Origin of the sequence: Haloferula sp. BvORR071 (genome assembly GCF_000739615.1) — a bacterium.
Classification (GTDB): Bacteria; Verrucomicrobiota; Verrucomicrobiia; order Verrucomicrobiales; family Akkermansiaceae; genus Haloferula.
The window spans coordinates 1-25,528 of the sequence record NZ_BATP01000041.1 but is presented as its reverse complement, the minus strand read 5'-3'; the positions used below and the strand labels follow the sequence as shown (position 1 = coordinate 25,528).

Here is a 25,528-nt window from a genome sequence, read left to right as displayed (position 1 = left end):
GATCTCGTAAAGGGTCAGGTCCTCGCCACCACAGAGGTGGACGAGCACGCTCTCGGCATCGCGGAGCAGCGCACCTTGGTCGAGAAGGGGGCTGTTCAGGGCGTTGCGCAGGGCCTTTTGGGCCCGGTCCTTGCCCGAGGCGATGCCCGATCCGAACAAGCAGCGCGAGCGCGTGGTGCGCAGCGCGGTCATCAGGTCGTCCAAGCCCACGTTGATCAGGCCGGGGCGGATCACCAGGCGGATCACCGCCTTGATGCTCTCCGAGATCATGCGGTCCGCCGCGGCGAAGGCTTCGTGGATCCCCTGCTTGGCCAGCACGAGGTCACCCATGCGGGTGTTGTCGAAGGTCACCAACGCGTTCGAAAGAACGGCCAGCTCGTTGAGCGAGGTATCCGCCTGCTCGCGGCGACGGCGGCCTTCAAAGCTGAACGGCATGGTCGCGAAGACCACGACAAAGGCACCTTCCTCACGGGCGATGCGGCAGACGATCGGCGCCGCACCGGAGCCGGTGCCACCACCTAGACCAACGCAGAGGAAGACAATCTTGCGACCCTTGAGCGCAGCGCGCACTTCGCTCTCCGCTTCCAGGACTGCCTGCTGGCCGAGCTCCGGATCACCGCCGGCGCCCAGACCCTTGGTCAAGTTGCGGCCGAGCTGGATCCGGTCGCGGGCGACCGATCCGGAAAGCGTGCGGATGTCGGTGTTGATCGCGAGCATTTCCGCCCCGTCCATGCCGTCCAGGACGACACGGTCGAGCATGTTGGTGCCCGCACCGCCGAGGCCGACGATTTTCACGGAAGACGACGGGATGGTATTCTGAAGGTCGCGTGGGAATTCGATCATGGCGTTTTAAGGTGGGGCGGCGCCGCCGCGGAATGAGGAGTAAGTTAGCGTGAAAAGGGCCAGAGGACGTTGCCGATCTTGCGGAAGACTCCGCGCTTGGGTTCGCGTTCGGCCTCGATAATTTGAGCGTAGCGGATCAGGCCGATCGCGGTAGTGAATTGAGGATCCTTGAAATTCGCTTGCACGCCGCTGAGTTCCGGCGGCTCGGGGCGATAGATATCGCGCTTGAAGACATCGTGGGCAAGCTCTCCGAAGCCGCGCATCAGGCTCGTGCCACCGGACAAGAAGACACCAGTGCCGACCTTCTCCATCGCACCCTGAGGCAGGCGGCGCAAAAGCAACTTGAGCGTCTCCTCCAGCCGTTGGCGGATGATGTCGTTCAGAAGCTGGCGCTTCACCTCCGCTTCCGCGAAGCCCTTTTCGTCCGCAACCTTGATCAGGCCGACGGAGCGGGCCGGATCGGCAGAGGCATCGCCTTCGCGAACCTTCAGGATCTCCGCTTTCGAGAAGGCCAGGCCGGTGACAAGGTGGATGTCATTCGTCACGTGGTCACCACCGACCGGAATGCAGCCAGCGGCCTCCACCGCGCCGTCGAGGTAGAGCACGTAGTCGGTGGTACCACCACCGATGTCGATGACCAGCGCGCCGCGCTCCTTGGCTTCGCGGTCGAGCGCGACTTGGGCGGAGGCGATCGGCGAAAAGACCAGATCGTCGATATCGAGCGGCATCTCACGCACGCACTTGATCTGGTTTTCGATCCGCGAGCGGATGCCGTGGATCACATGGAAGTCCGCATCCACCGTCTTGCCGGACAGGCCGATCGGCGAGGTTGCGTGCTCAAAACCATCCACACCGTAACGGCGGATGATGTGGTGCAGGTAAACATTCTCCGTAGGAATCGCGACCGCGCGGGCGATCTCCTTCGCCTCCTGGACGTGGGCCGGCGCAATCACTGACTCATCGTCCGGCAGGCGGAAGCTGCCGCGGTTGTTCACGCCGTGGATGTGCGCGCCGGTGATGGCCAGATAGACGCTGCCAATCTCCACGTCGCTGGCGTCCTCCGCCTTGACGAGAGCATCCTTCACGCAGGCGCGAACCTGGGGAAAATCGTAGATCTCCCCTTTTTTCACGCCCACGGACTTCGACTGGCCCACGCCAAGGATCTTGACCGAGCCATCCGACTTCACTTCACCGACCACCATGCAAATCTTGCTGGTGCCGATTTCGAGGCCGACGTGAATCTTCGTGCGGGGCATGAGGGTGAGGGTGAATCAGCGGTTGAGAAGATTTTGAAGGTCACGCGAACGGCGGTCGCGCGGGACTACCGCGGGGCCGGGTTCGTTGATCAGGATCGCACGCGGCGGGGCGTCACCACGCAGCACGACGGGAATATTCCGCTCCGGGATCAGATTGATCGAAGCGATCTGGTCTCCAGCCTCCCGGGCATGGTCGAGGATATCCTTGAAGGTGGCCACCTGACGCTCGTGATCGCCGAGACCGAAGGTAGCAGTCGTGCCGTCGCGAGACTCCAGCTCCAGCGACCACACACGGCTCTGCCGCAGTGCGTAGATCCAAGCCTCAGACCCAGGCATCTGCCGACAGGCGACCTGATAGAGACGGCGCAAGCGCTCAAATTCCGGATGCTCGATCCGCTTGCCAGCAGCCAAAGGCTCGCCGCCCTCACCAAGCTGGAAGACAGGCAGCATGGCGGCCTTGGACTCCATCGGCTCCGGGCAATGGAAGAGAAAGCCGAGGCGATCAACCACCAGGCCCTTGTCCGGATCGCGGGCAGGAATATTGCGATCTGTGCCAGAGACCCAAGCATACGGCTCGCGGGCAATGACCTCCACCACCAGAGTGCCGGGGAACTCGCGGCGCACCGAGGCGCCCGCCACCTCGGGCAGCGCCCGCAAAATGGATTCGATCTTGTCCGGATCGCACTGAAAGAGGCTGCCCTTGATGTCGATATTGGCCACCTTGATCAGGAGGCGCTCGTCGAGTGCCGCATTCGGCGTCAGCTCGATCGCAGTCAGCTTGAATTCCTTGTTATCGACCAGACCACGATGAATCAGCTCGCGGATACCCCAGAACAGGCCGATGCCGAGGCCCACCATCATCGCAAACTTGAACAGACGACGGCACGATTTCAGGAAGCTGAACCAGACGATACGCGGCGACAGGATGTTCACCTGCAGGCGGGTGAGCTCCTTGCTGTGACGGACTCGGGTGGTGCGTTTCTTGAACATGGGTGCGTTTGTTCAGAGTGGACCGCTCAGTAAGAGCGGATGGCGAGGGAGAGTTCGGCGATCTTCAGGCAGAGAGTGGTGAAATCGATGCCGTGGGCAGCAGCGGACTTGGGCAGCAAGCTGGTCTCGGTCATGCCCGGGATGGTGTTCGCCTCGAGCACGAAAGGATTGCCAGCGGCATCCAGCAACACATCGACGCGCGAATAGACCTCAACGCCGAGCGACTTGTGACCGGCCAACGCGGCCTCCTGGACACGGCGGGTGGTGGCGGCATCAAGATCAGCCGGGCAGTAGTAATCGCTGCCAGCACCGCCCGTGAGCCAGGGGTACTTGTTCGACATGTCGTAGAAGCCATCGCGCGGAGCGATGTGAACGATCGGCATCGCGACGTTATCGAGAATGCCAACAGTGAGTTCCTTTCCTTCCACGAAGGACTCGACGAGGATTTCGTTACCATACTTCGCGGCAGTCTCCATGGCCTCCATCGCCTTGGCTGGATCCTTCACGACGGTGACGCCAACGCTGGAGCCCTCACGCGGTGGCTTGACCACGAAGGGCACCGGGATCGAGGGCAGCTTCACGCCATTCGAGACATCGACGATCTCCGAGTGAGGAGTCGGCACGTCCGCGGCGACGAAGCGGTCCTTCGCGAGGTTCTTGTCGAAGGCCAAGCGGCTGCTGGCGACGCCGGCACCGGTGTAGGGAATCTCCATCCCTTCAAGAATGGACTGAAGCTGCCCGTCCTCACCAAAGGTGCCGTGAATAACGTTGTAGGCCAAGCCGGTGCCTTCTGGCAGGGAGAGTTCCTTGCTGGTGACGTCAACACCGACAGCATTGCAGCCAGCCGCTTGCAGTGCCTTGAGCACGGCTTTGCCGGAAGCCAGGGAAACTTCGCGCTCCGAACCGGGGCCGCCCATCAGGACAGCGATGAGAAGACTGGAATCAATCATGGTAGTAACTGGTCAACCGGGGCAGGAAAGCGCGAGTCCGCGAAAGCCCGATCAAGCTTTCGTGAATTCCAAGTGTTTCCTGAGATGTTGATCATGCCTTAGAAAGTGAAGTCGTCCTCGCCGAGCACCTTGACCTCGGTTTCGAGTTCGATGCCGCGGGTTTCACGAGCCTGCGCCTTGATGCGGTCGATCATCGCAAGCACTTCGCTTGCCGTCGCGCCGCCGCCGTTGACGATGAAGTTGCCGTGGACTTCGGAGACCCGTGCCTTGCCCTCGTTGCAGCCCTTCAGACCGAGCTCGTCGACCAGCTTGCCCGCCGGCACTTCGGCAGGATTCTTGAAGATGCAACCCGCACTGGCCGCCACCGGCTGGCTGGTACGGCGCTTGGCCCGGGAGGCATCCCAGCGCTGCTGGATCGCCTCGGCCGTGTCGGGCTTGCCTTCGAAGACCGCTTGCAAGGCGAAGTTGCGGCGCAGTTCCGGCACGTCGCGGTAGTTGGAGACGATCGCCTCGCGCGAGCGGGTGCGGACCTCGCCATCCTCATCGAGGAAGGTGACGCTGACGACCTGGTCGAAAGTCTCCGTACCCATGGCACCGGCATTCATGCGCAGTGCGCCGCCGACATTCCCGGGGATGCCTTCCATCCACTCGAAGCCACCAATGCCCGCGGCCTGCGCGACACTGGCAACCTTCTTCAAGCGCACGCCGGCTCCCGCGACGATCTTGCCATCCTCCGCGTAGCATTCGGAAAAAGCACCGCCGGTCGGATGAATCACCGCACCGCGGATGCCACCATCGCGCACCAGCAGATTTGAGCCACGTCCGACCACGCGCATCGCGATCCCGCGCTCGCGGCAGCAATTCACTACCGCGGCGAAGGCCTCGAAGGTGTGCGGCTCAATCCAATACTGCGCCGGGCCACCGACCAGCATCGTGGTATGGCGGCGCATCGGCTCGTAAAGCTTGGCATCGATCTCGCCGCGCGGCGCCTGGCCTACGATCTCTTCAAGAATCTTCAGATCCTTGGCGATGCGGGTGCCCGCTTCGTGAACATTCCCAGCGCCAAGGGTGATCAGCAGATCGCCCGGCTCCAGGAAGTTGCCAACCGTGTGGTGGGCAGTGGTGAGGCAGGGCAACGAGACGACGTGATCGCCGCCGAGCTTCTTGGCCGCCTGCACGATGGTGTCACCGCTGACACCGGGAATCGGCGGCTCGCTGGCAGGATAGACATCGGTCACGAAGACCTCGTCCGCCGCTTGCAGCACCTTGCCGAAATCATCAGCAAGAGCCTGGGTGCGGGTGTAGCGGTGCGGCTGGAAAAGCACCACCACCCGGCCCGGCTTCAGGGAGCGCGCGGTCTGCAGGGTCGCCGCGAGCTCGGTCGGATGATGGCCGTAGTCATCAACGATGCGAACACGCTGGGAAAGATACTTGGTCTCGAAGCGGCGCTTGGCTCCTGCGAAGGAATTGAGCGCCCGCGAAACCAAAATGAAGTCCGCGCCGAGGCTGTCCGCGGTGGCGATCGCCGCGAGGGCGTTCAGCACATTGTGGCGGCCGGGAATCCCGAGTTCGACATCACCGAGCATCTCGCCGCGCCGCACCACGGTGAAGGCAGTGGCACCACGCAGTTCGCGAATCTCCGCCGCGGTGTAGTCCGCACCGGACCAACCGTAGCTCACGGCATTCGGAGACTGGGTCGCGACCTCGGTGGCCACGGAGCACTCCTTGCAATAAACCACCGGACCCGAAGTCTGGCTCACCAGAGTGCTGAAGACCGTCTTGATCTCGTCGAGATCCTTGTAGTGGTCGAGGTGCTCGGCCTCGATATTGAGAATGATCGAGCAAGCGGGCTTGTAGAGCGCCAAGGTGCCATCGCTTTCGTCACCCTCAGCGACCATCCACTCGCCGTCTTCCGACCACTTGGCATTCGCGCCCAGCACCGGGATTTCCGCGCCAACGTAGTGGCTCGGTTGCAAGGCAGCTTCGCGCAAGGCGTGAGCAACCATGGAGGAAGTGGTGGTCTTGCCGTGAGTGCCGGAAACCACAATGCCCTTCTTGGTGTGCAGGATCGCGGCGAGACATTCGGCGCGGCGGATCACCGGGGTACCGGCAGCCTTGGCGGCGGCGTAGGCCGGATTCTCAGGCCGGATCGCGGAGGAATAGACCACCACGTCCGCGCCCTTCACCGCCTCCGCGGTGTGCGGGGAAGAGAAGATCAGGCCGAGGCGCTGCATACGTTCGGTCTCTGCGGAGGTCACCTTGTCAGAACCGCTGACTTGGTGGCCCATGCCAAGCAACAGCAAGGCCAAGCCGCTCATCCCGGAACCGGCCACCCCGATGAGGTGGACGCGTAGCGGATGGTCGCGGTCGGTCAGCTTGTGGCTCAGGTCGTTCATTTCCGGGAAAGGGTCGCTTCGATGGCGTCGCAAACGCGTGCGGCGGCATCCGGCACAGCGAGCGAACGGGCCGCTTGTGCCATGCGTTCGCGGGTTTGCAAGTCGCTCATCAGGGCAGATACCCGGGCGGCGAGTTTGGTGGCGTCGAGCGCGGATTCCGGCTCCAAAAATGCGGCTCCGGCGTTTGAAAAAACCTCCGCATTCCGCGTCTGGTGATCGTCCGCGGCGAAGGGGAAAGGCACGAGGATCGAGGGCAGGCCCAGAAAGGACAGCTCGGTCATGCTCGAAGCACCGGAGCGCGACAGCACCGCATCCGCCACGGCATAGGCGGAGGGCATGTCATCGCAGAAGCCGACAACCTTGTAGCCTTCCTTCTGGCCGGCCTCTTCCTCCACGCGCTGCTGGTCGCCGGGGCCGGCGATATGAAGCACCTGGGTCCCAGCAGGAAACTGCGGGAAGGCTTGCGCCACCAAGGAATTCAAGCGCCGCGCGCCCTGGCTGCCACCGGTGACCATCAAGGTCGGGCGAGCAGGATCGAGGCCGAACTTCGCGGCGGCAGTAGCCCGATCCGGAAGCTGGCGCATCTCGGCGCGCACCGGCGTGCCGGTCTGGACGACCTCGCGGTTGCCGAAAAACTTGCGGGCGGCTTCCCAGCCGATGAAGGCCTTGCGGCAGAAGCGCGCGGTCAGGCGATTCGCCTTCCCCGGGAGAGCGTTCGAATCGTGGATAAAGGCTGGCAGGCCCGCATTTTTCGCGGCCCATGCCGGTGGCAAGGAAGTGAAACCGCCCATGCCAAGCACGGCGTCCGCGCCAAAGTCCTGCAGGATGGTCCGGCAACGGCCCATGGTTCGCCACAGGCGCCACAGGAAGGGCAGCATCTTGGGCGAAAAGGTCGCGGGCTTGCCCATTGCCGGCACTGTATCAAATTGATACTGAGTGTATTTTCGGCGTGCCTCCTGGTCGATCTTCTTCTCGGAAACGAGCAATAGAACACGCCCGCCGCGGGCAGACCATTCCTCCGCCACAGCGAGCCCAGGGAACAAATGTCCGCCCGTGCCGCCGCACGCGATCACCAAGGACGCCTTGCCGCCAGTACGTTGCATATTCCATGTCCCGAGACCCCCAGCCATAGGCGTCGAGCGGCGACGCTAGAGAATGCAACATTTCTTAAATATCAGGCAATACCGAAAACCGGTGGTTAGAAGGTTTCTCGCTGGAAAATCCCGGACTTGCGAGGAACAGGACCGGTCCGAACGGACAGGCCTCCATGAGAAACCGGATCCCCTCCCGAGCGGAGCCCCAATCCCCCACAAAAACGGACTTCATTCCCGGCACCAAGGGAAAGTGGCGGATTTTGGGAACAATATCGAATGTCTGGATTTATTAGCAATCAGGACCAAAGAAGCCCACCTCAACAGAATGATTTGGATATCTTTACCATTTTCCTCTCTTAATTGGATTTCAGCGAGTTGGGATTTTCCTTGGCGCTGCGATCACAGGGAGCCGAAAAAGGAAACCATAACTCATACACGCGATGACGTGATGCGAAACATCTTGTCGTTCCGGAATTTCCAGTGTTGTATCGCGGCGTTCCCAGCGAACCTCCCGAGCCCGAAGCTCCCCCCGGCCAAAGCAAAGGAGAAACGACGAACCGACCGAAAGGAGCCCCCCAAATCCTCAGGCCGGTTCGCCCTAAAACACCGGCCTCAGTCCCCCAACGAGAATTGGGGCCGGAAGATTTCCCCCGGTATAGTTAGTGTGTGTGTTAGTGTGTGTTGTCAGCCGCCCGGCGGGTCACTTCCCCCGATCCGCCGGGCGGACTGCCAAAGAGGATAGCGCACCGCGCCGGGACTCCGGACTGCGTGAATAGACCGCCCCCTTTCCCCGGAACGGCCAGAGATCCTCTCGCTCTTCTCAGGGCCGGAAAACGAAACAGAGGTCCGTGGTGGCGATCATTTCCTCCACCCGCATGCGTCGTGGCTTGTCCTTCCCGGTCCAGCTTTCGAGGAAGATGACCTCCTTGCGGGGAGAATTGTAGCCGACCACCACTGAGGCGTGCAGCGGTGCGTCCGCGCTTGGCCACGAGGCTCGCTCAGCCGGATTGGCCGGATCAGGCAAGGTCGCTGAGGGATCGGCGTCGAACTGGCGCATGAAGCGGCTATGAAGAGTATTGCGCTCTTGGGAGAAGCGACGCCAGACGATCACCGGGAAACCGGCGGAGAGAGCTCGACTGGCGGCGGAGGGATCGAATTTCGTGGTGCGGTCGAGGCCAAAGCCCGCCTCGGCGGCGACTGTGTGGTAGAGTTTCACCAGATTCGAGCCATCGGCCCGGCCGGTATTCTGGAAGCCGCCAGCGACAGCGAGCCAATCCTCATCGAGGTGGAGGCCGAAGTGGCGCGCTGCCATCGCGAGGGAATTCAGTCCGCAGTAAGGCCGGTAGCCTTGGGGAATCGGCTGCAGGTTTGGAATCAGCACCGTGCCATCGGCATCGCGTTCCACTTCGGCTGCGAGCTTGTCGAGCTTGGCGCGGGGCGGCAGCGCTGAGACCGCGGGGTCGAGCCACTGGTCCGACTCCGAGCTTGTCTTGAAGATACTGACGCGCAGCAGGCGATTCTCGCCGGCCAGCAAGCGGACCCGGAGTTGGTCGGTGTGCCACTCTTCGACCGGGGTGCGCAGGCCGCGGGTGCGGCCGACCTTTACTTCTTCGGGCTTGTCGTTGCCGGTGGTGGCGGCGATCGAGTTGCGCAGCTCGGCGTGGGCGTCTGTGTAGAGCTTGGTGAATTCAGCCTGTTTCTCGGCTAGGCGGCTTTCTACTTCCTTGCGCATCTCGCGGCGGCCCATGCCTTCCGGCACCTCCTCATCGAAGTAGCCGAAGTAGGACCCGGCATCCACGAAGGTGGCCTCCAGCGAATCCAGCTTGCCGTCCCGCCGCACGGCGCGCAGCAGGATCAGGTCACGCCCGAAAAGCTTCGGCCGCGCCATCAGATACGAGACTGAGGACGAGGCGATCTGCCCTTCATCGGTCCACTCGCCGGGCAGCGCCGTGGAGCCATCCCAGATATCGGGGCCCATCAGCTCCTTGGTGAGGTCCTTGCCATTGAGCGGACTCTGCGAATTGAAGACCGGCCCGGTGATCGAATTGGGCAGCGCCGATGCGATTCCCGGCAGCAATACGGCAAGAAGCACCAAGGTCCTCTTCATTCAGGTATCCATACGATTATTTCCGGGGAATGGAAGGATGGAAAGAAGACTGAGTGCTGAAGTTTCAGCAGGGAAATCCCCACACGGCGGCTGGACTCAAGGGGAGCTTGCCCACGGGTGCTCCATCCGAATAGGTATCGCCGCTTGAGACAACGGTTCCAAGGCTCTGCCCTCTCCCCCGCCACCGCCGCTGCGCTCGCGATTGTAGCACTGATGGAGACCGCTTGGGGAAATCCCGTCAGCTTCGGGTATCCCGGGGTTTACAAGGCCATTTCATTCGGCGTGGCGGCGCTCGCCCTTGCGCTTGAGGTGGCACTGGTCGGCTATCTGGCCTCGTGGATTTACGAGATAGAGGACCGCCGAGGTTTCCTGACCGCTCTCTCGATCATCAATGCCATCACCTATTCGGTCTTCATCTTGAGCCTGCATCGCTTCGTGCAGCGGGTGTGGGCCACGGAGGGGATGATCTGGGTGGCGGAGTCGATCGCCCTGTTTTTCCTGATCGCGGCAATGTCGGGAAAGGCACCCAAACTGAAGCATGCCTTCGCCCTGGCCTTTCTGGGAAACCTCCTGTCCTTCGTCATCGGCTGGATGGGGTAACGCACGTGGCCCTTGCGGGCGGGGCGGGGAGCGTTTAAAGGCCCCGCATGCACGGATTTGCCTACCGCCATGGCTCGCTGCACTGCGAGGACGTCGATCTCCAAGCCTTGGCCGAGGAGCACGGCACCCCTCTCTACGTCTATTCCGGGAACACGATCCTCGATCACTACCGCCGCTTGGACAAGGCGCTGGGCTCGATCGACCACGAGGTCGCCTACGCGGTGAAGGCGAATTCGAACCTCTCCGTGCTGAAGCTGCTGGCGGCGGAACACGCCGGCTTCGACATCGTTTCCGGCGGCGAGCTGTTTCGCGTGATCAAGGCGGGCGGTGACCCGGCGAAGTGCACCTTTGCGGGCGTCGGCAAGACCCGCCCGGAGATCGAGTATGCCCTGAAGCAGGGCATCTACTCCTTCAACGTCGAGAGCGAAGAGGAGCTGCGCTACCTGAATGAAGTGGCCGCCGATTTAGGCGTGATCGCCCCGGCAGCGGTGCGCGTGAACCCGAACGTGGACGCGAAGACCCACAAGTACATCTCCACCGGCAAGTCCGGAAACAAGTTCGGCGTGGACTTCGATTACATCGCCGACGTTTATGCCCGCGCTGCGCGGGAGCTGGCGCACGTGAAGCTGCGCGGCTTGCAAATGCACATCGGCTCGCAGCTGACCTCGGTGAAGCCCTTCGTGGAAGCCGTGGAAAAGGTCGCACCGCTGGCGACGCACCTGAAGAACACTTACGGGATCGAATTCTGGTCGATCGGCGGTGGCATCGGCATCGTCTATCACAGCTCACTGGAATCCGGCAGCCCCTCCTGGTGGGCCGCCAAGCCGGAAGGCGAACGCCCGCTGACGATCGAGGAATACGGCGCGGAACTGCTGCCGCGCCTGCAGCATCTCGGCCTGAAGATCCTGCTGGAGCCCGGTCGCTACATCGTGGGGAACGCCGGCGTGCTATTGACCCGCTGCCTCTTCGAGAAGCACGGCACGACCAAGACTTTCAAGGTGGTGGATGCGGGCATGAATGACCTGATCCGCCCGGCGCTCTACGAAGGCCACCACGAAATCGCACCAGTCAAGGAGCCGGGCGAGGCCCGCCGCAAGGTGGACGTGGTCGGCCCGATCTGCGAGAGCGGTGACTTCTTCTGCCAGGACCGCGAGCTGCCGGACTTCCAGCCGGGCGAGGTGGTCGCACTGATGAGCGCGGGCGCCTATGGCTTCGTGATGGCGTCGAATTACAACTCGCGGCCGCTGCCGGCGGAAATCCTGGTGGATGGAAGTACGGCGAAGGTGGTACGCAAGCGCCAGACCCTCGACGATCTGATCGCCGGCGAGGTTTGAGCCATCGGCGGTTTTACCGCGAAAGGACACACAAAGGCGCGGAATCCGAAAAGACAGGGCAGGAAGAGCGACATTGACTGCAAGCCGGAGGTCGCACTTCCGGAACCCTTCCTGCCCTTGCGCCACTACTTCCAACTCCACCTGCTGGTCTTCCTGCTCGCCACCACGGCGATCTTGGGGGAGCTGATCTCGCTGCCAGCGGCGGGGCTGGTGGTATGGCGGACTTTGTTCGCGGCACTAGGGGCTGCGGCATGGGTGGCACTGGTGCGGCGCAAGTCGCCGTGGCCGGGTTGGAAGGCGGCACGGGCGTTCTTCGGCGTGGGTCTGATCGTGGGAGTGCACTGGATCTGCTTCTTCGGAGCGATCAAGCTGGCGAACGTCTCGATCTCGCTGGCGGGGATGGCGACGATCTCGCTGTTCACGGCCTTCACCGAGCCACTGATGGAGAAGCGGCGGGTGCGGCCCTTCGAGGTGTTGCTGGGCTTGCTGGTGGTGGCCGGGATCGTGCTGGTCGCGGGCTTTGAGCACGGCCGCTTGTTGGGGCTGATGGTAGCGATGCTCGCGGCGCTGCTGGCGGCGATCTTCCCGGTGCTGAACCGCAAGCTGGTAACCATGGGCGGGGATCCGCTGGTGATGGTTACCTGGGAAATGGCCGGGGCCTTCACCATTGCCTTGGCGCTCTTCCCCTTGGTCGGTGGCGGTGTCTCGTTGCTGGCCTGGCAGAAGCTCGACTGGCTGTGGATCCTCTTGCTCGCGTGGGTGTGCACAGTCTTTGCGCACGGTTTCCACATCCACTTGCTGCGGCACTTGAGCGCCTACACCACGAACCTAGCGTTCAACTTCGAGCCAGTCTACGGGATGATCGCGGCGGCGCTGCTCTTCGGGGAGCACAAGCAACTTCATCCGCTTTTCTATGCGGGCATGGGAACCATCCTGCTGGCAAATGCACTGCATCCCTTCCTGATGCGACGCTTCGCGAAGCCGAGGCCGTAGCTCGCCTTATCCCTCTTACAGCTTCACCGCGTAGGACCGGAGACCGGCCACGGGCAGCGGCTTGTAGTCGACGACCGAGCGTGAGCGGCGGTGGATACCGCAGAGCAAGCCCACGGCGCCAAGCGAGACGATCAGGCTGGTGCCACCGTAGCTCACAAAGGGCAAGGGCAGGCCATCATTCGGGAAAGCCGCGGTGGTCACCGCGATGTTCACCATTGCGGGAATCACCACCACACAGGTGAGTCCCACAGCAAGGCAGCGGTCAAAGATCGAGGAAGCCTGCATCGCGATCGAGCAGCCGCAGACGGCGATGATCACGAAGCAGAAGACAACGCCCAGCGTAAAGGGCAGACCGAGTTCCTCCCCGACCACCGGGAAGATGAAGTCGCTATAGGCGAAGGTCAGGGTGCTGAATTTCTCGGTGCCATTGCCCAGGCCCATCCCATGCGGGCCCCCATTGCCGAAGGCCAGAAGGCCGCGGTACTGTTGCATCCCCTTCCCTTGCTGCTGAACCGGGTCATCCAGATTTAGCCAAGCCACGATACGCGACCAGCGGTTCTCGTTCGAGTGAACGAAGAACACCGCACCAGCCATGCCGGTAAGCGCAGTCGGGATCAGGTAGAGCAGCCGTGTCCCAACACAGAAGAAGATGGCAGCGGCAGCCACCGAAAGCGAAAGCGCCGAACCGACATCGGTCTCGATCGCGATCAGACCGATCGGCAATCCAATGATCATGCCGGGGATGATGAAGCCCCGCCAAAAAGTGTGCACTTCCGTCTGCCAGCGGGCAAACCAGCCAGCCAGCGCGATCATCCCGATGACCTTTACAAACTCGGAGGGCTGGAATTCAACGCCCAGCTTCACCCAACGCGCAGCCCCATAGCGTGCGACGGCGACACCGGGAACAAAGCAGAGAACCAGGAGAACGCAGATGCCGGCCACCGCAAGCGGCCAAAAGCGCCGCAGCAAGACGGGATCAAGTCGTGTCGCCACAAAGGCCCCGATCAAGCCCACCCCCAGCATCTTGCACTGGTTCAGCACCAGCTGATACTCGTCGCCTCTTTTGACCGCCCACGCACTGGTGCTCGTGAGCATGACCAAGCCGAGCACCGTGAGGGCGGCGACGGCGGTGCAAAGGACAATGGTGGCGCTGCGGGTCATGTTGATCGGGGGGAATCAGATCAGTTGGAGAAAGCGATCAGGGAATGCGGAGCTGCATGCCGGGCTTCAGCTTCTTCGCATCGCTGATGCCGTTGGCCTTCATGATCGCCTTATCCGTGGTCTTGTTGGCTTGGGCGATCTTCCAGAAGGTATCGCCCTGCTTGACGGTGTAGGTCTTGCGGGCCGGACTTTCGGCTGCTGCCTTGGTCGTGGAGACTGGTTCGGCAGCAGCAGTGGTGCGGGCGTTGCGCGGCGTTGCCGACTCGGCTTCGACGGCAGGCTGCGGAGTCGCTGGGCGGGGCACCTTCGGCTTGATCAACTGCGGGCTGCCAGCAGCGGTGGTCTCCACCAAATCACCACCATTGCGCATCTTGTCTTCGACCGGAGCGGCGCCTTCGTGGATGACGTTCTGCTCCTCGGCGTCCTTCACTTCATCCGGCATCTTGGCGACGATAGTGAGCGGCGGAATCGTCAAGACCTCACCCTTCTTCAGAGTCCGGTCGCGATTCGCCGCACGCAGATCTTCCATGTCCACCCCATTTCTCTCCGCAATGCTGGCCCAAGTATCGCCTTCCTTGGCGAAGTCCGTCCCATCCAAGACGCGGGGAGCCGGGGCACTGCGGTCGCGCGGCTCTTTCACCGGCTCGATGCCAGCCATCGCAGCCCGGGCGGATTCCTCGCGGTTGGGCTCCTCGACATAATGGCTGTGGGCAAAAATCCCGGCGATGGCCACCACGTGGATGACCAGGATCACGACCAAGGCGCGAGCGATGCCGAGGTTCGGCACATCACCATCGACCTCCGGCATCGCGGGCATGGCGGCCGTGGCAGCACGCACCTTCTTGGTGCGGACGATGTTCGCGAAGTAGGTGCGGAGTGCGCCCTTTTTCACAGGGCGGCGTTTCACGGATAGGCTCGGGAATTTCATGGGTGAGTGGTATCAGCGAAGGTTGAGAACGAGTTCACGAAAGACATCCCCGCGCTGTTCATAGCCGGAGAACTGATCGAAGGAGGAGGTGCCCGGTGAAAGCAGGACGGTGCTGCCGCGTGGCGCGAGACGGCGGGCGGCACTCACGGCTTCCTCCAAGGTGGTGGTCTGCTCAACCGGCACGGCGGTAGCGAAGATCTCCGCCAGCGGCTTGCCGATCTGGCCATAGGTCACGGCAGCCACAGCCTTCTTTGCCAGCAGCGGCGCAACCGGAGCGTAGTCCAGGCCCTTCTCCTTGCCCCCCGCGATTAGCACCACCGGGCGGGTCTGCGAGCGGAGCGCGCTCTCAAGCGCGTGGAGATTGGTGGCCTTGGAATCGTTGAGATACTCGACACCATCCAGAGTGCGGACAAGTTCGCAACGGTGCAGCGGCGGGGCATAGCCATTGAGCGCGGTGCGCGCGGCATCAAGAGAAATGCCGATGGCCTCGCAGGCAGCGATGGCAGCCATCGCGTTCTCGGCATTGTGCAGGCCGCGCATGCGGGTCGTCGATTCGAGATCAAAAACCGGCTCGCCCTTGCGGAAGAGCTGGCGGCCGTCGGAGAACCAATCGGCGGTCTTGTCTTCGGTCGAGAAGGTGACCACCTGTGGCTTGATCGGTGGCAGGTTCTCTCCGGTGCGGACTATCGCGGTTTCGTTTGCCGTCTGGTTCTCGAAGATCCGGAACTTGGCGTCGAAGTAGGACTGCACCGTGGGGTAGCGGTCCATGTGGTCGGGCGCGAAGTTCAGCCAGATGGAGACATCCGGTTTGAGCGTGCGGATCGTTTCGAGCTGGAAGGAGCTGAGTTCGAGCGCGACGGCGGTCGGCACGGGATCGCGCAGGACGACCTCGCTGAGCGGGGTGCCGTAGTTGCCACAGGGTACAGAATCATAGCCTCCGGCACGAAGTATGCGGTCGACCAGCTCGGTCGTGGTGGTTTTGCCATTTGTGCCCGTGATGCCGACGATGCGGCCGGTGTAATATCGGGCGGCGAACTCCGTCTCGCCGATCACCTCACCGGCGGATTCCGAGTAGGCAGCGACCAAGGGGCCGAAAGTATCGATGCCCGGGCTGACAACAAGGAGGTCGCAGGTGGTGGCACGGCCGGTTTCCTCGGTCGCTTCCGCGCAGCCCTCGACGGCCTTGGCGTCGTGGACATGGACCGTCGCCCCTTCGCGCAGGGCGAGGGAGGCGGCGGCGCGGCCACTACGGCCGGCCCCGAGAATCACGACGGTTTTTCCGTGAAGCGACATCAGGCAATCTTGAGAAGGGCGAGACCGAAGAGGGCGAGCATGATCGACATGATCCAAAAGCGGATGATGACCTGGCTTTCGTGCCAGCCGCGGAGCTCGAAGTGGTGGTGGATCGGAGCCATGGCGAAGATCCGCTTCTTGCGCAGCTTGAAGCTGCCGACCTGCAGCATCACCGAGAGGGCCTCCATCACGAAGACCCCGCCGATGATTACCAGCAGCAGCTCCTGCTTCACGCAGATGGCCGCGGTGCCGATCGCGCCGCCGATGGCCAGCGAGCCGGTATCACCCATGAAGACCTTCGCGGGGTGGCAATTGAACCAGAGGAAGCCAAAGCCGGCGCCGACCAGGGAAAGCAGCAGCACCGCCAACTCGCCCACGTAGCGGTTGTAGGGGATCACCAGGTAATCAGTGGCCATGTAGAGGTGGCCGGCCAGGTAGGCCAGAACAGTATAGGCAAGAGCGACGGTAATGGTACAACCGGTCGCGAGGCCGTCCAGGCCGTCGGTGAGGTTCACCGCATTCGACGAGCCGATGATGATCGCGGCGAAGAAGGGGATGATCAGGAAGCCGAGATCGATGATGCTCTTCTTCACGCCATCGGCCTTGAAGAGCGGGAAGCAGATCTCACCGATGCCCAGCGACTGCTTGCCGAGGCAGAAGCCCGCGGCGTGGCTGCGGATCTCTTCCGGGCTGGCGCCGAAGCCGGAGATCTCCTTCTTGAAGTAGATGAAGCAGGCGGCAACCAGCGCAATCACGAGCTGCCAGAAGAGCTTGGTACGGGCGCTGACGCCATCGGACTTCTTCTGCTTCACCTTCTTGTAGTCATCGCAGAAGCCGAGCAGGCCGAGCGCGGCCATGGTGCAGGAGCAGACTGCCACGAAGGGATTGAGCGGGCGGGCACAGACGAAGACCGAGACCAGCACCGCACCCAGGATCAACACCCCGCCCATCGTCGGAGTGCCGACCTTGCCGCCGTGGAGTTCCGCCAGCTTATGGACTTCCTCGGCGGTGCGGATCGGCTGGCCGACCTTGAGCGAGATCAGGCGGCGAATCACCCGCGGGCCGGCGATCACGCTGATCACGAAAGCGAGCAAGCAGCCCATCGCCGCGCGGAAGGTGATGTAGCCAAGCAGGTTCAGGAAGGAGAAGGTGTGGGCCCATTCCTTGTTGGCGTCAGCGGCCGCCTTCCACCATTCGTAGATCGCGTAGAGCATTGGATTAGTCTCGGGAGGGGAAGGCTTGGTTCATGACGCGCTCGAGGGCGGCGCTGCGGCTGCCTTTGAACAGCACCACGTCACCCGGCTTGGCGCGCTCCGCGATCCACGCCGCGGCAGCCTCCTTGTCGGAAATGTATTCGGCGGCACCAGCGGCACCTTCGGCGATGCCCTGCGAGCCTTCGCCCACGGCGACCACGGTGAAGCCACGGTCGGCGGCGCGTTGCCCGGCTTCCAGGTGCGCCTGCGGGGCCAGCGGGCCGAGCTCGCCCATGCGTCCGAGCATCGCGTAGCGAGTGCCACCCTCAGCCACCGGCGTTTCCGCCAGGGTTTCCAGAGCGGCAAGCATCGACTCGGGATTCGCGTTGTAAGTGTCGTCGATGATGGTGATGCCTGCGGTGGTGAAGCGGCGCAAGCGGCCGCTGGTCAGCACGGCCTCCGACAGGCCCGCGGCGATCTCCTCCGGGGAGATGCCCATGAACCAGCCCGCGCCGGCGGCGAGCAAGGCATTGTTCACCATGTGGCGACCGGCGACGGGCAGGCGGACTTCCACGCTGCTGCCTTCGATCACCAGATTGAAGCAGGCGAAGGATTCCTCCTGGCGCAGGTCTTCGGCACGGACGAGTCCGCGGCCATTGCCCACCGCGATGACGCGGGCCTTGGTTCGACGCTTGAAGTATTCCAGGAAATCGCAGCCTGCGGGCACGAACAAGGCACCATCCTCCGGCAGAGCACGGGCGAGCGCGCCCTTCTCCTCGGCGATGCCTTCCCGGCTGCCCATGAACTCGATGTGGGCGCTGCCGATATTGGTGATGATGCCGAGCTTGGGCCGCGCGATCTCGCAGAGCGGGGCGATTTCGCCGGGATGGTTCATGCCCATCTCGAAGATTCCGATCTGATGGCGTTCCTCAATGGTGAGAACGCTGAGCGGCAGGCCGATGTGATTGTTCAGGTTGCCGCGGTTGGCACAGACCTCGAAGGCGCGGGCCATGACCGCCAAGGTGAAATCCTTGGTACTGGTCTTGCCATTCGAGCCGGTGATGCCAAGCACGGGAATATCCCGCTGGCGGCGATACCAGGCGGCGAGCCGCTGCAGGGCCGCGAGGCTATCCGGCACGCGGATCACCGCGGTGTTTGCCGGGCATTCCCCTTCCCAACGCTCGACCACCGCAACGCTCGCACCGGCCGCCAAGGCTTGCGGGGCAAATTCGTTCGCATCGAAACGCTCTCCGCGCAGCGCAAAGAAGACCGCACCCTGAGGAATCGTGCGCGTATCAGTGGAGGCCGCCGTAGCCAATACCCCGCCGCTGCCGGCGACGAGCTCGCCTCCGGCATGTTGCGCGATGGTAGTGGCATCGAGAGGGATCATCGCTTGCGGGGCGGATTGTCCTCGGGGCGCTCGGCGAGAGCCTTGCGGGCTTCGCGGCGGTCATCGAAGTCGATGGTCTTGTCGGCGAATTGTTGGTAGGGCTCGTGGCCCTTGCCTGCGATGAGGACGATGTCGCCCTTGCCCGCGGCATGAATCGCGATGCGGATGGCCTCGGCGCGGTCAACGACACTGCGGTAGCGGGAGGTACCCATGCCGGCCTCAATGTCCTTGAGAATATCCTCCGGATCCTCGCTGCGCGGATTGTCCGAGGTGAGGATGCAGGCATCGCTGTAAGTGGAGGCGGCCTTGGCCATGAGCGGACGCTTGGCCTTGTCGCGGTCACCACCACAGCCGAAGACCGTGATCAGGCGCGAGGGATTAAGTTCCTTCAGGGTGCGGCAGGCGTTTTCCAAGGCGTCCGGCGTGTGCGCATAGTCCACGAAAACGCTGATCCCATCGCGGGTGCCGCAATGCTCCATACGCCCGGGAACCTGCGGAGCCTCGGCCACGGCGGCCACGGCATCACGCATCGAGATCTTCATCGCGCTGGCTGCGGCGAGCGCACCCAGCAGATTGTAGACATTGAAGCGACCGATGAGCGGGGCGCGGACGAGGAAGGACTTGCCCTTGGCGGTGAGCTCGAACTCCATGCCACGGGCACTCTGCTTGAGATTGTTCGCGCGGAAGTCGCAGTGGACGTTGAAGCCGAAGCGAATCACGGGCAGGCGATCACCGATCTGGACGACGAGCTTTTCGCCGTAGCCGTCATCGGTATTCACCACTGCCACCGGCTTCTTGCCGAGCGGATCGGCGATCAGGGTCTCGAACCAGGCGAACTTGGCGGCGGCATAGGCCTCCATCGTGCCGTGGTAGTCGAGGTGATCCTGGGTGAGATTGGTGAAGATGGCGGCGTCGAAAGCGATGCCGTGGACGCGCTGCTGGTCGAGGCCCTGCGAGGAGACCTCCATCGCCGCACCACGGCAGCCGTGGTCGACCATGCTGGCCAGCAAGCGGTTGAGCTCGACGGGGCCCGGAGTGGTGAGGTTCGCAGCCTTCACCTCCTCGCCGTCATCCAGCAGCACGGTGCCAAGCAGGCCCGCACGGTGCCAGACGCGCTTCATCAGATGATGCAACAGGAAGGCCGTGGTGGTCTTCCCATTTGTCCCGGTCACGCCGGCGAGCTTGAACTTCTTCGAGGGCTGGCCCGCAAGCTGGCCGGCAATGACAGCCAAGGCACTGCGGGTATCGCTGATGTGAATGTAGGGAACCTCCTCCGGGTGACCGGTTTCAGAAGCGGAGTCCGCAATGATTGCAGCGGCACCGTTCTCCAGTGCCATGGGGATGAACTTGCGGCCATCCTGCTGGTGGCCGCGCACGGCCACAAAGATGGTGCCGGGTCCGACCATGCGCGAGTCCGCGGTGACGGCTTGGATTTCGACGTCAAGGGGGCCCGTTGCAAGCGGGCGATCAAGGGCTGCGATGAGATCGCGTAAAATCACGGTTCTTGGTTTCCGGCGAGCTTGTCTTTCCCTTCTCCCTCGGGCTCGGTGGGAGTCAGGTTCATGTGGGCGGCGAGGCGCGCGCCGATCTTGGCGAAGATCGGCGCAGCGATGGTGCCGCCGTAGAGATTGATGTCTTTGCGAAGGGGATCATCCACCACTACCACGCAGACGAAAGCGGGATTCTCCGCCGGCATCATTCCGGCGAAGGAGGTGGTGTAGTGGCCGGGCTGGTAGCGGCCGTTGTGAATGCGCAGCGCGGTGCCGGTCTTGCCGCAGACCAGATAGCCGGGCACGCGGGCCAGCTTGGCGGTGCCGCCTTCACCGGTCACCCGCTCCAGGGCCTTGCGCATCATTTTAGCGGTCTCCGGGCGGATGACGGTATTCACCACCTCCGGCTCGAATTTCTGCACCGGCTTGCCATCGCCGGCGATGATCGCCTTCACGATGTGCGGCTTGCGCAGCTTGCCGTCGTTCGCGATCACACAGTAGGCATTCGCCACCTGGAGGGGCGTAACCGCCAGCGCATAGCCATAGGCGGCGCGGGAGAAGTCGACGAGGTTGCCCGAGTTGCGGACCACGCCGCGGCTTTCCCCGCTGAGCATGATGCCGGTCTTGTGACCGTAGCCCCACTTGCTCATGTAATCGTAGAAACGATCCATGCCAACTTGCCGGGCCAACTTGAAGGCACCGATGTTGCTGGATTTCTGGAGGATCCCTTCAACCGTGAGCGTGCCCTGAGGGTGATCGTCCTTCACGATCAGCTTGCCCTCCTGGAAGAAACCGTTGTGGCAGAAGATCGAGGTCTGCGGGGTGACCATGCGCTCATTCAGCGCGGCACCGGCGGCGACCACCTTGATGGTGCTGCCCGGCTCGTAGATCGTCTGCAGGGCGAAGCAGGGTTCGTCCAGATTCTGCAGGTGATTCAGGTTCTCGAAGTGCGGCCGGCTGGCCATCGCGAGGATTTCCCCGGTCTTCGGGTCCATCACCACTGCGCAGCCGCGGGTGCTCTTCATCTCCTTCAGGCCCGCGTCCAGCTCCTCCTCGACAATCGCCTGCATGCCCATGTCCAGGGTGAGCTGGACATCCAGGCCGGGGCGCGGCGGAACCACTTCCTGGGTTTCACCCGGGATGCGCATGCCGAAGGTGTCGCGGCGCTCGGTGCGATAGCCATCGCGCCCGGCGAGATATTCTTCCAGCGAGGACTCGACGCCGAATTTCCCGATCTGGCGGTAGCCGGGGCGACCGGTAGGCCCGGTCTCCGCGATCTCACCGGTGTAGCCGATGACATGGGTGGCGAGCTTCTCCGAAGAGTAGTTGCGGCGGTAGGAGAAGCGGAAGGTGAAGCCGTCGATCCAGTTGTTGTCGATGATCTCCTGGATCCCGCGGATCACGTCGTCGGGCAGATTCTTGGCAATCGGGAACTCGCCGTTCTTGCGCAGCACGGGCTTGCCGTCCTCGCTCAGCACGAGCTTGCCGTCCTTGTGCCGGTATAGACCGTCGGTCAGCAGCTTGCGCAGCTCCTCGCGCTTCAGGCCGAGCGGCCGGGCCAAGAGGGCCACGTAGCGGGCCAAGGTCGCTTCGAGAAGCGAGGCCCGGATTTCCTTGGCCTGGGGATCATCTTCATCGAGAGCCTCCAAGGGGGCGACGATCTCCATGCGCACGGAGCGCACCATCTTCTTGCGCTTCTCACCGTCCGCGTTCTGCCACTCCGGCAAGTGGCTAACGCGCTCATAAGCGACGGCCCCGGCCATCTGCTCCGAGCCGGTCATGAGGTTGATGTCCGCGAAGATCGAGCCGACGGGCATGCTCTTGGCGAGCACCTCATCATTGCGGTCGACGATCTTGCCACGGAGGCCGGGCAGCACCTCGGCGCGGTCGAAAGGATTGGCCTTCCCGTTGACCTGCTTGCGGTCCCAGGACTGGACCTGGAAGAGCCGAAACGAAAGCAAACTGAGCCCGGCCACAGTGACCGAGCACAATCCGAGGCAACGTCTCTGGAAGGTCCGTCGGGTCATGGCAATTCGCGAGCCTCCGCAAAGTCGGGGCCGTTGGGCGAAATCTCCTCCACATCCTCCCACTTCACGTCCAGCATGGCCGTGCCGGATTCCTTCAGCCGGTCTTTGATCGCATAGCGGTCGAGCAGCGCGGACATCCGCACGTCCACCATGCGGATCCTGGTGCGGGTTTGCTCGATGCGTTTCTCCGCTTGGTCGATCAGGCGATAGGTGCGGACCTGCTTGTTCTTGTAAACGGCATGCGCGATCCCACCGCCCACCATCACGATCGCGGCGAGAATCAGCGTAATGAAAACGGAGACGTGGGTCTTCGGTTCGGAGCGGAGTCGGTTCATGGGCGTGGGGTGCTGGGGTCCAGAAGCTCGGCGACCCGCAGTTTGGCACTGCGGGCCCTGGGGTTCACTCGGATCTCTTTTTCGCCACCTGCGATGGCTTTTCTAACAGGCAGCCGGAAGCACCAATCGGGATTCGGCCGCGGTTCCGGCCAGTCGGGCCGGTCGATGTAAGGCTTCGCGCGGTGCTGCATGAACTGCTTCACCATGCGGTCTTCAAGGCTATGGAAAGTAATGACGAGAAGCCGGCCTCCCGGCTTCAGGACGTGGACGGAATTTTCGAGCGCGCGCTGCAGGGAGCCGAGCTCGTCATTCACCACCATGCGGATGGCTTGGAAGGCCTTGGTGGCGGGGTGGATCTTGCCGTGGCGGCCGATGGTCTTCTCGATGCACTCGGCCAAGTCGGTGGTGGTATCGAACTGGCGGGTGGTCCGGCGCTTCACGATCGCCGCGGCGATTCGCTTCGCTTGGGGCTCCTCACCCAGTTCGCGGAAAATCCGAGTCAGTTCTGACTCGGACCAAGTGTTCACGACATGGGCGGCATCGAAGGGGCAACTGGGTCCCATTCTCATATCGAGAGGCCCGGCGCCGCGGAACGAGAAGCCCCGTTCCGCGGCGTCGAGTTGTCGGGAGGAAACCCCGAGGTCCAAAAGCAGGGCGTGAGCCTTGCTATCCCCCCGGACCTCGGGGATGTCCCGGAGATCTGCGAAATTGCCCTGCCAGGTGCGGAAGCGTTCGCCGTATTTCGCGAGGCGCTTGCTCGCGTAGGCCAGTGCTTCCGGATCGCGGTCGACGCCGATCACCGAAGCTCCTGCCTTCAGGAAAGCCTCGCTATGACCGCCGCCACCCAGGGTGCCGTCGATGATGGTCATCCCCTCCCCCGCCTGCATCCACTCGTTCACTTCCGCGGGAAGGACCGAGAGGTGGTAGGATTCGGATGGGGATTCCTCAGTTTGGAAATCTGCCAACGGCCGCCGCTCCGCCAACCAGCCAAGGAATGCGGAACGGACAGCCGTTTTGGAAGTGGACGAAGAGGCGCGCTGTCCCGAGTACGCCGGTTCGTCCGCATGGAAAGTGTCGGGGGTTCGCGCAGACAACCAGCCAGAAGCCGCGCGAACCGCCGAGTTGAAAAGCGAAAGGGGTACTGTCCCGAGAAACCCCTTCCGCCCAGCCAGGAAAGTCTCCGGCCGCCGCTCCGCCAACCAGCCATGGAACGCGAAGCGGACAGCCGTATAGAAATGGAGAGAGTGGCGCGCTGTCCCGAGTGCGCCGGTCCCTCCGCATGGAAATTCAGAATGCGCTGGAGAAGTGCCGATGACCCGCGCGGACAACCAGCCAGAAGCCGCGCGGATCACCGGTTCAAATAGCGAAAAGGGTCCTGTCCCGAGAAACCCTTTCCGCCCAGCCAGGAAAGCCTCCGGCCGCCGCCCTGCCAACCAGCCATGGAATGCAGGTCGGACGGCCGTATGGATGTGGCCGGAGAGGCGCGCTGTCCCGAGTGCGCCGGTCCGGACCGATGGGAAAATGAAGCCCAACCCCTGCACCCGGCCGCATCCCCCGATGGGTGTCGGGGGCCCGCCTTGTGCGGATGCCGGGGTTGGATGGGCGAACAGCATGTTGTCGCTTCTAGTCGGGGTGGGTGAAAGTGTGGGAAATCTGTTGGTCGCTGGCTCAGAGGACGCCGAGATCGCCGTCGTCCATGCCAAGCTCGATGTCGGTGATCTTGTCGAAGGTCTCCTGGGTGCAGAGCATGTAGAAGGGGCCACGGCCGGCGAGGATCACCGGACCGTCCGCCTTCAGCCCGATTTTCTCGCTCCAGTCCTTCGGGACGGTGAGTTTGCCTTGGCTGCTGACGGTGGCCTTCTTCGACATCATCCGCAGATGACCGACGATCTGTTGCTTCTTGGCGGGGGTCAGATCGCTCTTCTCCACTGCCTCGAACTTCTTATCGAACTCCGCTTCGCTGAAGACCTTGATCACCGGCAGCTCATGCTCCTTTGAGAGCTGGAAGCGGATCGGTGTCTCCTCCGTCTCCGGGCGCCAATCGACTGGGATGGAGACCCGGAATTTCGGGTCCATCTTGTAGTCGAAGTGACTTTCGTGGAGGGCGGTGGACATTCAGGAAGCGGAAGTGCCGCTGAAGTGCCGTGAACTACACCAAAGTACACTCGAATCGTCAAATTAAAATCAAACAGTTCCAAACAAAATTTTAGATTGTTGATTTTCAATTGGTTAATTCGCATTTCGTGGCCATTCCGAAGGCTTCTGAGAAGGAAATTTCCAAAATTTCGGCAGAGATTTTAGCCGAAAACTCCCCCAAAGAGCAAGCGAAAGGGCCGGGATGGGGGCAAATGGGCGATTTGGTGTACTGAGCAGCCGATTTGTGCGCTCCGGTGTACTTTTGGGCAGATCGACGTGGAGAGGAGCGGGTGGCGCGGTGATCCGGTCGAAGAGGCGCTGTTAGAAACTTTCGTTTTACCCGCCTTCCCTCCCCTGTCCGTAGCCCACTCTGCCAAGGACCGCAGGGCACAGGCCGCGCGGGGCAAGCGGCCGCTCATCTGTTAGAAACTTTCGTTTCAGAAAATTCCGGCGCCAGGCTCTCTGCCCGGGACCCGGGCGCGCGGAATTTTATGGCTCAGCTTATTTCCGCGCGCCGAATATCTGTTAGATTAAATCTTGTTAGATAACAGGGCTTATCCCGGCCGTGGGGTTTATCTGTTAGAATCCAGCTTCACCCGGAAGCAAAATGGCCTGTGATTCCTGGTGGCAGGAGGCGCGCCGCCACAGGCGAGGGATCAGGCGGTCGGATTGGGGTGCCTGACAATCCGGGTCAGCCATTCAACCGCAGATGAACGGGATGCACGCAGATGAAGAGGATCGAGGCCGGGATGGATCCGATGGATGGGATAGGAAAGAGGAATGAAGCGGCTAGGAAGGTGCCGAAGCAGAAAATCAGGCTGTTCTCTCCGTGAGTCCGATTCGTCTGCGGTGAGGGCCATCATCAGACCTGGCGGAGAACCATTTTTCAGACGGCCTCGAATGGCGTGCAGCTAAGACCGGTCTACGACTATCGAGAGCGGTATGTGGAGTGCGGTGGCACGACACCGCTTTGGCTCCGGGTTGGTGATGTTGCGGCAAACGGCTCCGGACT

20 protein-coding genes are annotated in these 25,528 nt (G+C 62.6%); 3 read left to right on the top strand and 17 right to left on the bottom strand.

The features are described 5' to 3' along the window. From BV071_RS22875 to BV071_RS22845, 7 genes are all read right to left on the bottom strand, one after another. On the bottom strand, nucleotides 1-843 hold an 843-nt coding region (locus BV071_RS22875; RefSeq protein ID WP_035612189.1), incomplete at its 3' end, for a cell division protein FtsZ. A gap of 44 nt (nucleotides 844-887) precedes the next feature. Further along, nucleotides 888-2,099: a cell division protein FtsA gene (ftsA, locus tag BV071_RS22870; RefSeq protein WP_035612187.1), complete on the bottom strand. Its 1,212-nt coding sequence runs from the start codon at nucleotides 2,097-2,099 to the stop codon at nucleotides 888-890. A gap of 15 nt (nucleotides 2,100-2,114) precedes the next feature. Then, nucleotides 2,115-3,089: an FtsQ-type POTRA domain-containing protein gene (locus tag BV071_RS22865; RefSeq protein WP_035612186.1), complete on the bottom strand. Its 975-nt coding sequence runs from the start codon at nucleotides 3,087-3,089 to the stop codon at nucleotides 2,115-2,117. Nucleotides 3,090-3,115: 26 nt separating this feature from the next. Continuing rightward, complete coding sequence (locus BV071_RS22860) at nucleotides 3,116-4,039, bottom strand: D-alanine--D-alanine ligase (protein WP_035612185.1); 924 nt, start codon at nucleotides 4,037-4,039, stop codon at nucleotides 3,116-3,118. Between the two features lie 98 nt (nucleotides 4,040-4,137). Then, the gene (gene murC / locus BV071_RS22855; protein WP_052573762.1) at nucleotides 4,138-6,435 is read right to left on the bottom strand and encodes a UDP-N-acetylmuramate--L-alanine ligase; all 2,298 of its coding nucleotides are present in this window, start codon (nucleotides 6,433-6,435) and stop codon (nucleotides 4,138-4,140) included. Further along, a complete protein-coding gene (gene murG, locus BV071_RS22850) occupies nucleotides 6,432-7,538 on the bottom strand; it encodes an undecaprenyldiphospho-muramoylpentapeptide beta-N-acetylglucosaminyltransferase (RefSeq protein WP_265594762.1) in 1,107 nt (368 codons plus the stop codon). The genes murC and murG overlap by 4 nt, the downstream gene beginning before the upstream one ends. Before the next feature lie 811 nt (nucleotides 7,539-8,349). After that, nucleotides 8,350-9,636, bottom strand: a complete 1,287-nt coding sequence (locus BV071_RS22845) for a hypothetical protein (protein WP_035612182.1) — start codon at nucleotides 9,634-9,636, stop codon at nucleotides 8,350-8,352. A gap of 144 nt (nucleotides 9,637-9,780) precedes the next feature. Here BV071_RS22845 and BV071_RS22840 point away from each other — a divergent pair, with 144 nt between their 5' ends. From BV071_RS22840 to BV071_RS22830, 3 genes are all read left to right on the top strand, one after another. Further along, nucleotides 9,781-10,236: a hypothetical protein gene (locus tag BV071_RS22840; RefSeq protein WP_265594761.1), complete on the top strand. Its 456-nt coding sequence runs from the start codon at nucleotides 9,781-9,783 to the stop codon at nucleotides 10,234-10,236. Nucleotides 10,237-10,283: 47 nt separating this feature from the next. Then, nucleotides 10,284-11,570: a diaminopimelate decarboxylase gene (gene lysA, locus BV071_RS22835; protein ID WP_035612180.1), complete on the top strand. Its 1,287-nt coding sequence runs from the start codon at nucleotides 10,284-10,286 to the stop codon at nucleotides 11,568-11,570. Between the two features lie 117 nt (nucleotides 11,571-11,687). Beyond that, nucleotides 11,688-12,563 (top strand): DMT family transporter, encoded by an 876-nt coding sequence (locus BV071_RS22830; protein ID WP_035612179.1) that lies wholly within the window; start codon nucleotides 11,688-11,690, stop codon nucleotides 12,561-12,563. Nucleotides 12,564-12,578: 15 nt separating this feature from the next. Here the strand turns inward: BV071_RS22830 and BV071_RS22825 are convergent, their stop codons facing one another. The 10 genes from BV071_RS22825 to BV071_RS22780 form a co-directional block, all read right to left on the bottom strand. After that, a complete protein-coding gene (locus BV071_RS22825) occupies nucleotides 12,579-13,724 on the bottom strand; it encodes an FtsW/RodA/SpoVE family cell cycle protein (protein WP_035612178.1) in 1,146 nt (381 codons plus the stop codon). 37 nt (nucleotides 13,725-13,761) lie between these two features. Beyond that, nucleotides 13,762-14,631: a LysM peptidoglycan-binding domain-containing protein gene (locus BV071_RS22820; RefSeq protein ID WP_265594760.1), complete on the bottom strand. Its 870-nt coding sequence runs from the start codon at nucleotides 14,629-14,631 to the stop codon at nucleotides 13,762-13,764. A gap of 33 nt (nucleotides 14,632-14,664) precedes the next feature. Continuing rightward, nucleotides 14,665-15,945 carry a UDP-N-acetylmuramoyl-L-alanine--D-glutamate ligase gene (murD, locus tag BV071_RS33515; protein WP_052573760.1) on the bottom strand — a complete coding sequence of 427 codons (1,281 nt, stop codon included), beginning with the start codon at nucleotides 15,943-15,945 and terminating at the stop codon, nucleotides 14,665-14,667. Next, nucleotides 15,945-17,159, bottom strand: coding sequence for a phospho-N-acetylmuramoyl-pentapeptide-transferase (gene mraY, locus BV071_RS22810; protein WP_075090987.1), 1,215 nt, complete (start codon nucleotides 17,157-17,159; stop codon nucleotides 15,945-15,947). Before mraY ends, murD begins: the two co-directional genes overlap by 1 nt. A gap of 4 nt (nucleotides 17,160-17,163) precedes the next feature. Then, the gene (gene murF / locus BV071_RS22805) at nucleotides 17,164-18,528 is read right to left on the bottom strand and encodes a UDP-N-acetylmuramoyl-tripeptide--D-alanyl-D-alanine ligase (RefSeq protein ID WP_035612176.1); all 1,365 of its coding nucleotides are present in this window, start codon (nucleotides 18,526-18,528) and stop codon (nucleotides 17,164-17,166) included. Then, nucleotides 18,525-20,027 carry a UDP-N-acetylmuramoyl-L-alanyl-D-glutamate--2,6-diaminopimelate ligase gene (locus BV071_RS22800; RefSeq protein WP_035612175.1) on the bottom strand — a complete coding sequence of 501 codons (1,503 nt, stop codon included), beginning with the start codon at nucleotides 20,025-20,027 and terminating at the stop codon, nucleotides 18,525-18,527. Before BV071_RS22800 ends, murF begins: the two co-directional genes overlap by 4 nt. Beyond that, nucleotides 20,024-22,045 (bottom strand): penicillin-binding protein 2, encoded by a 2,022-nt coding sequence (locus BV071_RS33510; RefSeq protein WP_081886180.1) that lies wholly within the window; start codon nucleotides 22,043-22,045, stop codon nucleotides 20,024-20,026. The genes BV071_RS22800 and BV071_RS33510 overlap by 4 nt, the downstream gene beginning before the upstream one ends. Beyond that, on the bottom strand, nucleotides 22,042-22,380 hold the full coding sequence (locus tag BV071_RS22790) for a hypothetical protein (protein ID WP_035612174.1): 339 nt from the start codon (nucleotides 22,378-22,380) through the stop codon (nucleotides 22,042-22,044). The genes BV071_RS33510 and BV071_RS22790 overlap by 4 nt, the downstream gene beginning before the upstream one ends. Continuing rightward, on the bottom strand, nucleotides 22,377-23,345 hold the full coding sequence (rsmH, locus tag BV071_RS36160) for a 16S rRNA (cytosine(1402)-N(4))-methyltransferase RsmH (RefSeq protein WP_035612172.1): 969 nt from the start codon (nucleotides 23,343-23,345) through the stop codon (nucleotides 22,377-22,379). The genes BV071_RS22790 and rsmH overlap by 4 nt, the downstream gene beginning before the upstream one ends. Nucleotides 23,346-24,048: 703 nt before the next feature. Beyond that, a complete protein-coding gene (locus BV071_RS22780; protein ID WP_035612171.1) occupies nucleotides 24,049-24,495 on the bottom strand; it encodes an MraZ N-terminal domain-containing protein in 447 nt (148 codons plus the stop codon). Nucleotides 24,496-25,528 lie beyond the last annotated feature (1,033 nt).

Coding starts and splice junctions, on each gene's coding strand:
- ftsA (WP_035612187.1), bottom strand. CDS start 2,099: ATGCCCCGCACGAAGATTCACGTCGGCCTCGAAATCGGCACCAGCAAG.
- BV071_RS22865 (WP_035612186.1), bottom strand. CDS start 3,089: ATGTTCAAGAAACGCACCACCCGAGTCCGTCACAGCAAGGAGCTCACC.
- BV071_RS22860 (WP_035612185.1), bottom strand. CDS start 4,039: ATGATTGATTCCAGTCTTCTCATCGCTGTCCTGATGGGCGGCCCCGGT.
- murC (WP_052573762.1), bottom strand. CDS start 6,435: ATGAACGACCTGAGCCACAAGCTGACCGACCGCGACCATCCGCTACGC.
- murG (WP_265594762.1), bottom strand. CDS start 7,538: ATGCAACGTACTGGCGGCAAGGCGTCCTTGGTGATCGCGTGCGGCGGC.
- BV071_RS22845 (WP_035612182.1), bottom strand. CDS start 9,636: ATGAAGAGGACCTTGGTGCTTCTTGCCGTATTGCTGCCGGGAATCGCA.
- lysA (WP_035612180.1), top strand. CDS start 10,284: ATGCACGGATTTGCCTACCGCCATGGCTCGCTGCACTGCGAGGACGTC.
- BV071_RS22825 (WP_035612178.1), bottom strand. CDS start 13,724: ATGACCCGCAGCGCCACCATTGTCCTTTGCACCGCCGTCGCCGCCCTC.
- murD (WP_052573760.1), bottom strand. CDS start 15,945: ATGTCGCTTCACGGAAAAACCGTCGTGATTCTCGGGGCCGGCCGTAGT.
- mraY (WP_075090987.1), bottom strand. CDS start 17,159: ATGCTCTACGCGATCTACGAATGGTGGAAGGCGGCCGCTGACGCCAAC.
- murF (WP_035612176.1), bottom strand. CDS start 18,528: ATGATCCCTCTCGATGCCACTACCATCGCGCAACATGCCGGAGGCGAG.
- BV071_RS33510 (WP_081886180.1), bottom strand. CDS start 22,045: ATGACCCGACGGACCTTCCAGAGACGTTGCCTCGGATTGTGCTCGGTC.
- BV071_RS22790 (WP_035612174.1), bottom strand. CDS start 22,380: ATGAACCGACTCCGCTCCGAACCGAAGACCCACGTCTCCGTTTTCATT.
- BV071_RS22780 (WP_035612171.1), bottom strand. CDS start 24,495: ATGTCCACCGCCCTCCACGAAAGTCACTTCGACTACAAGATGGACCCG.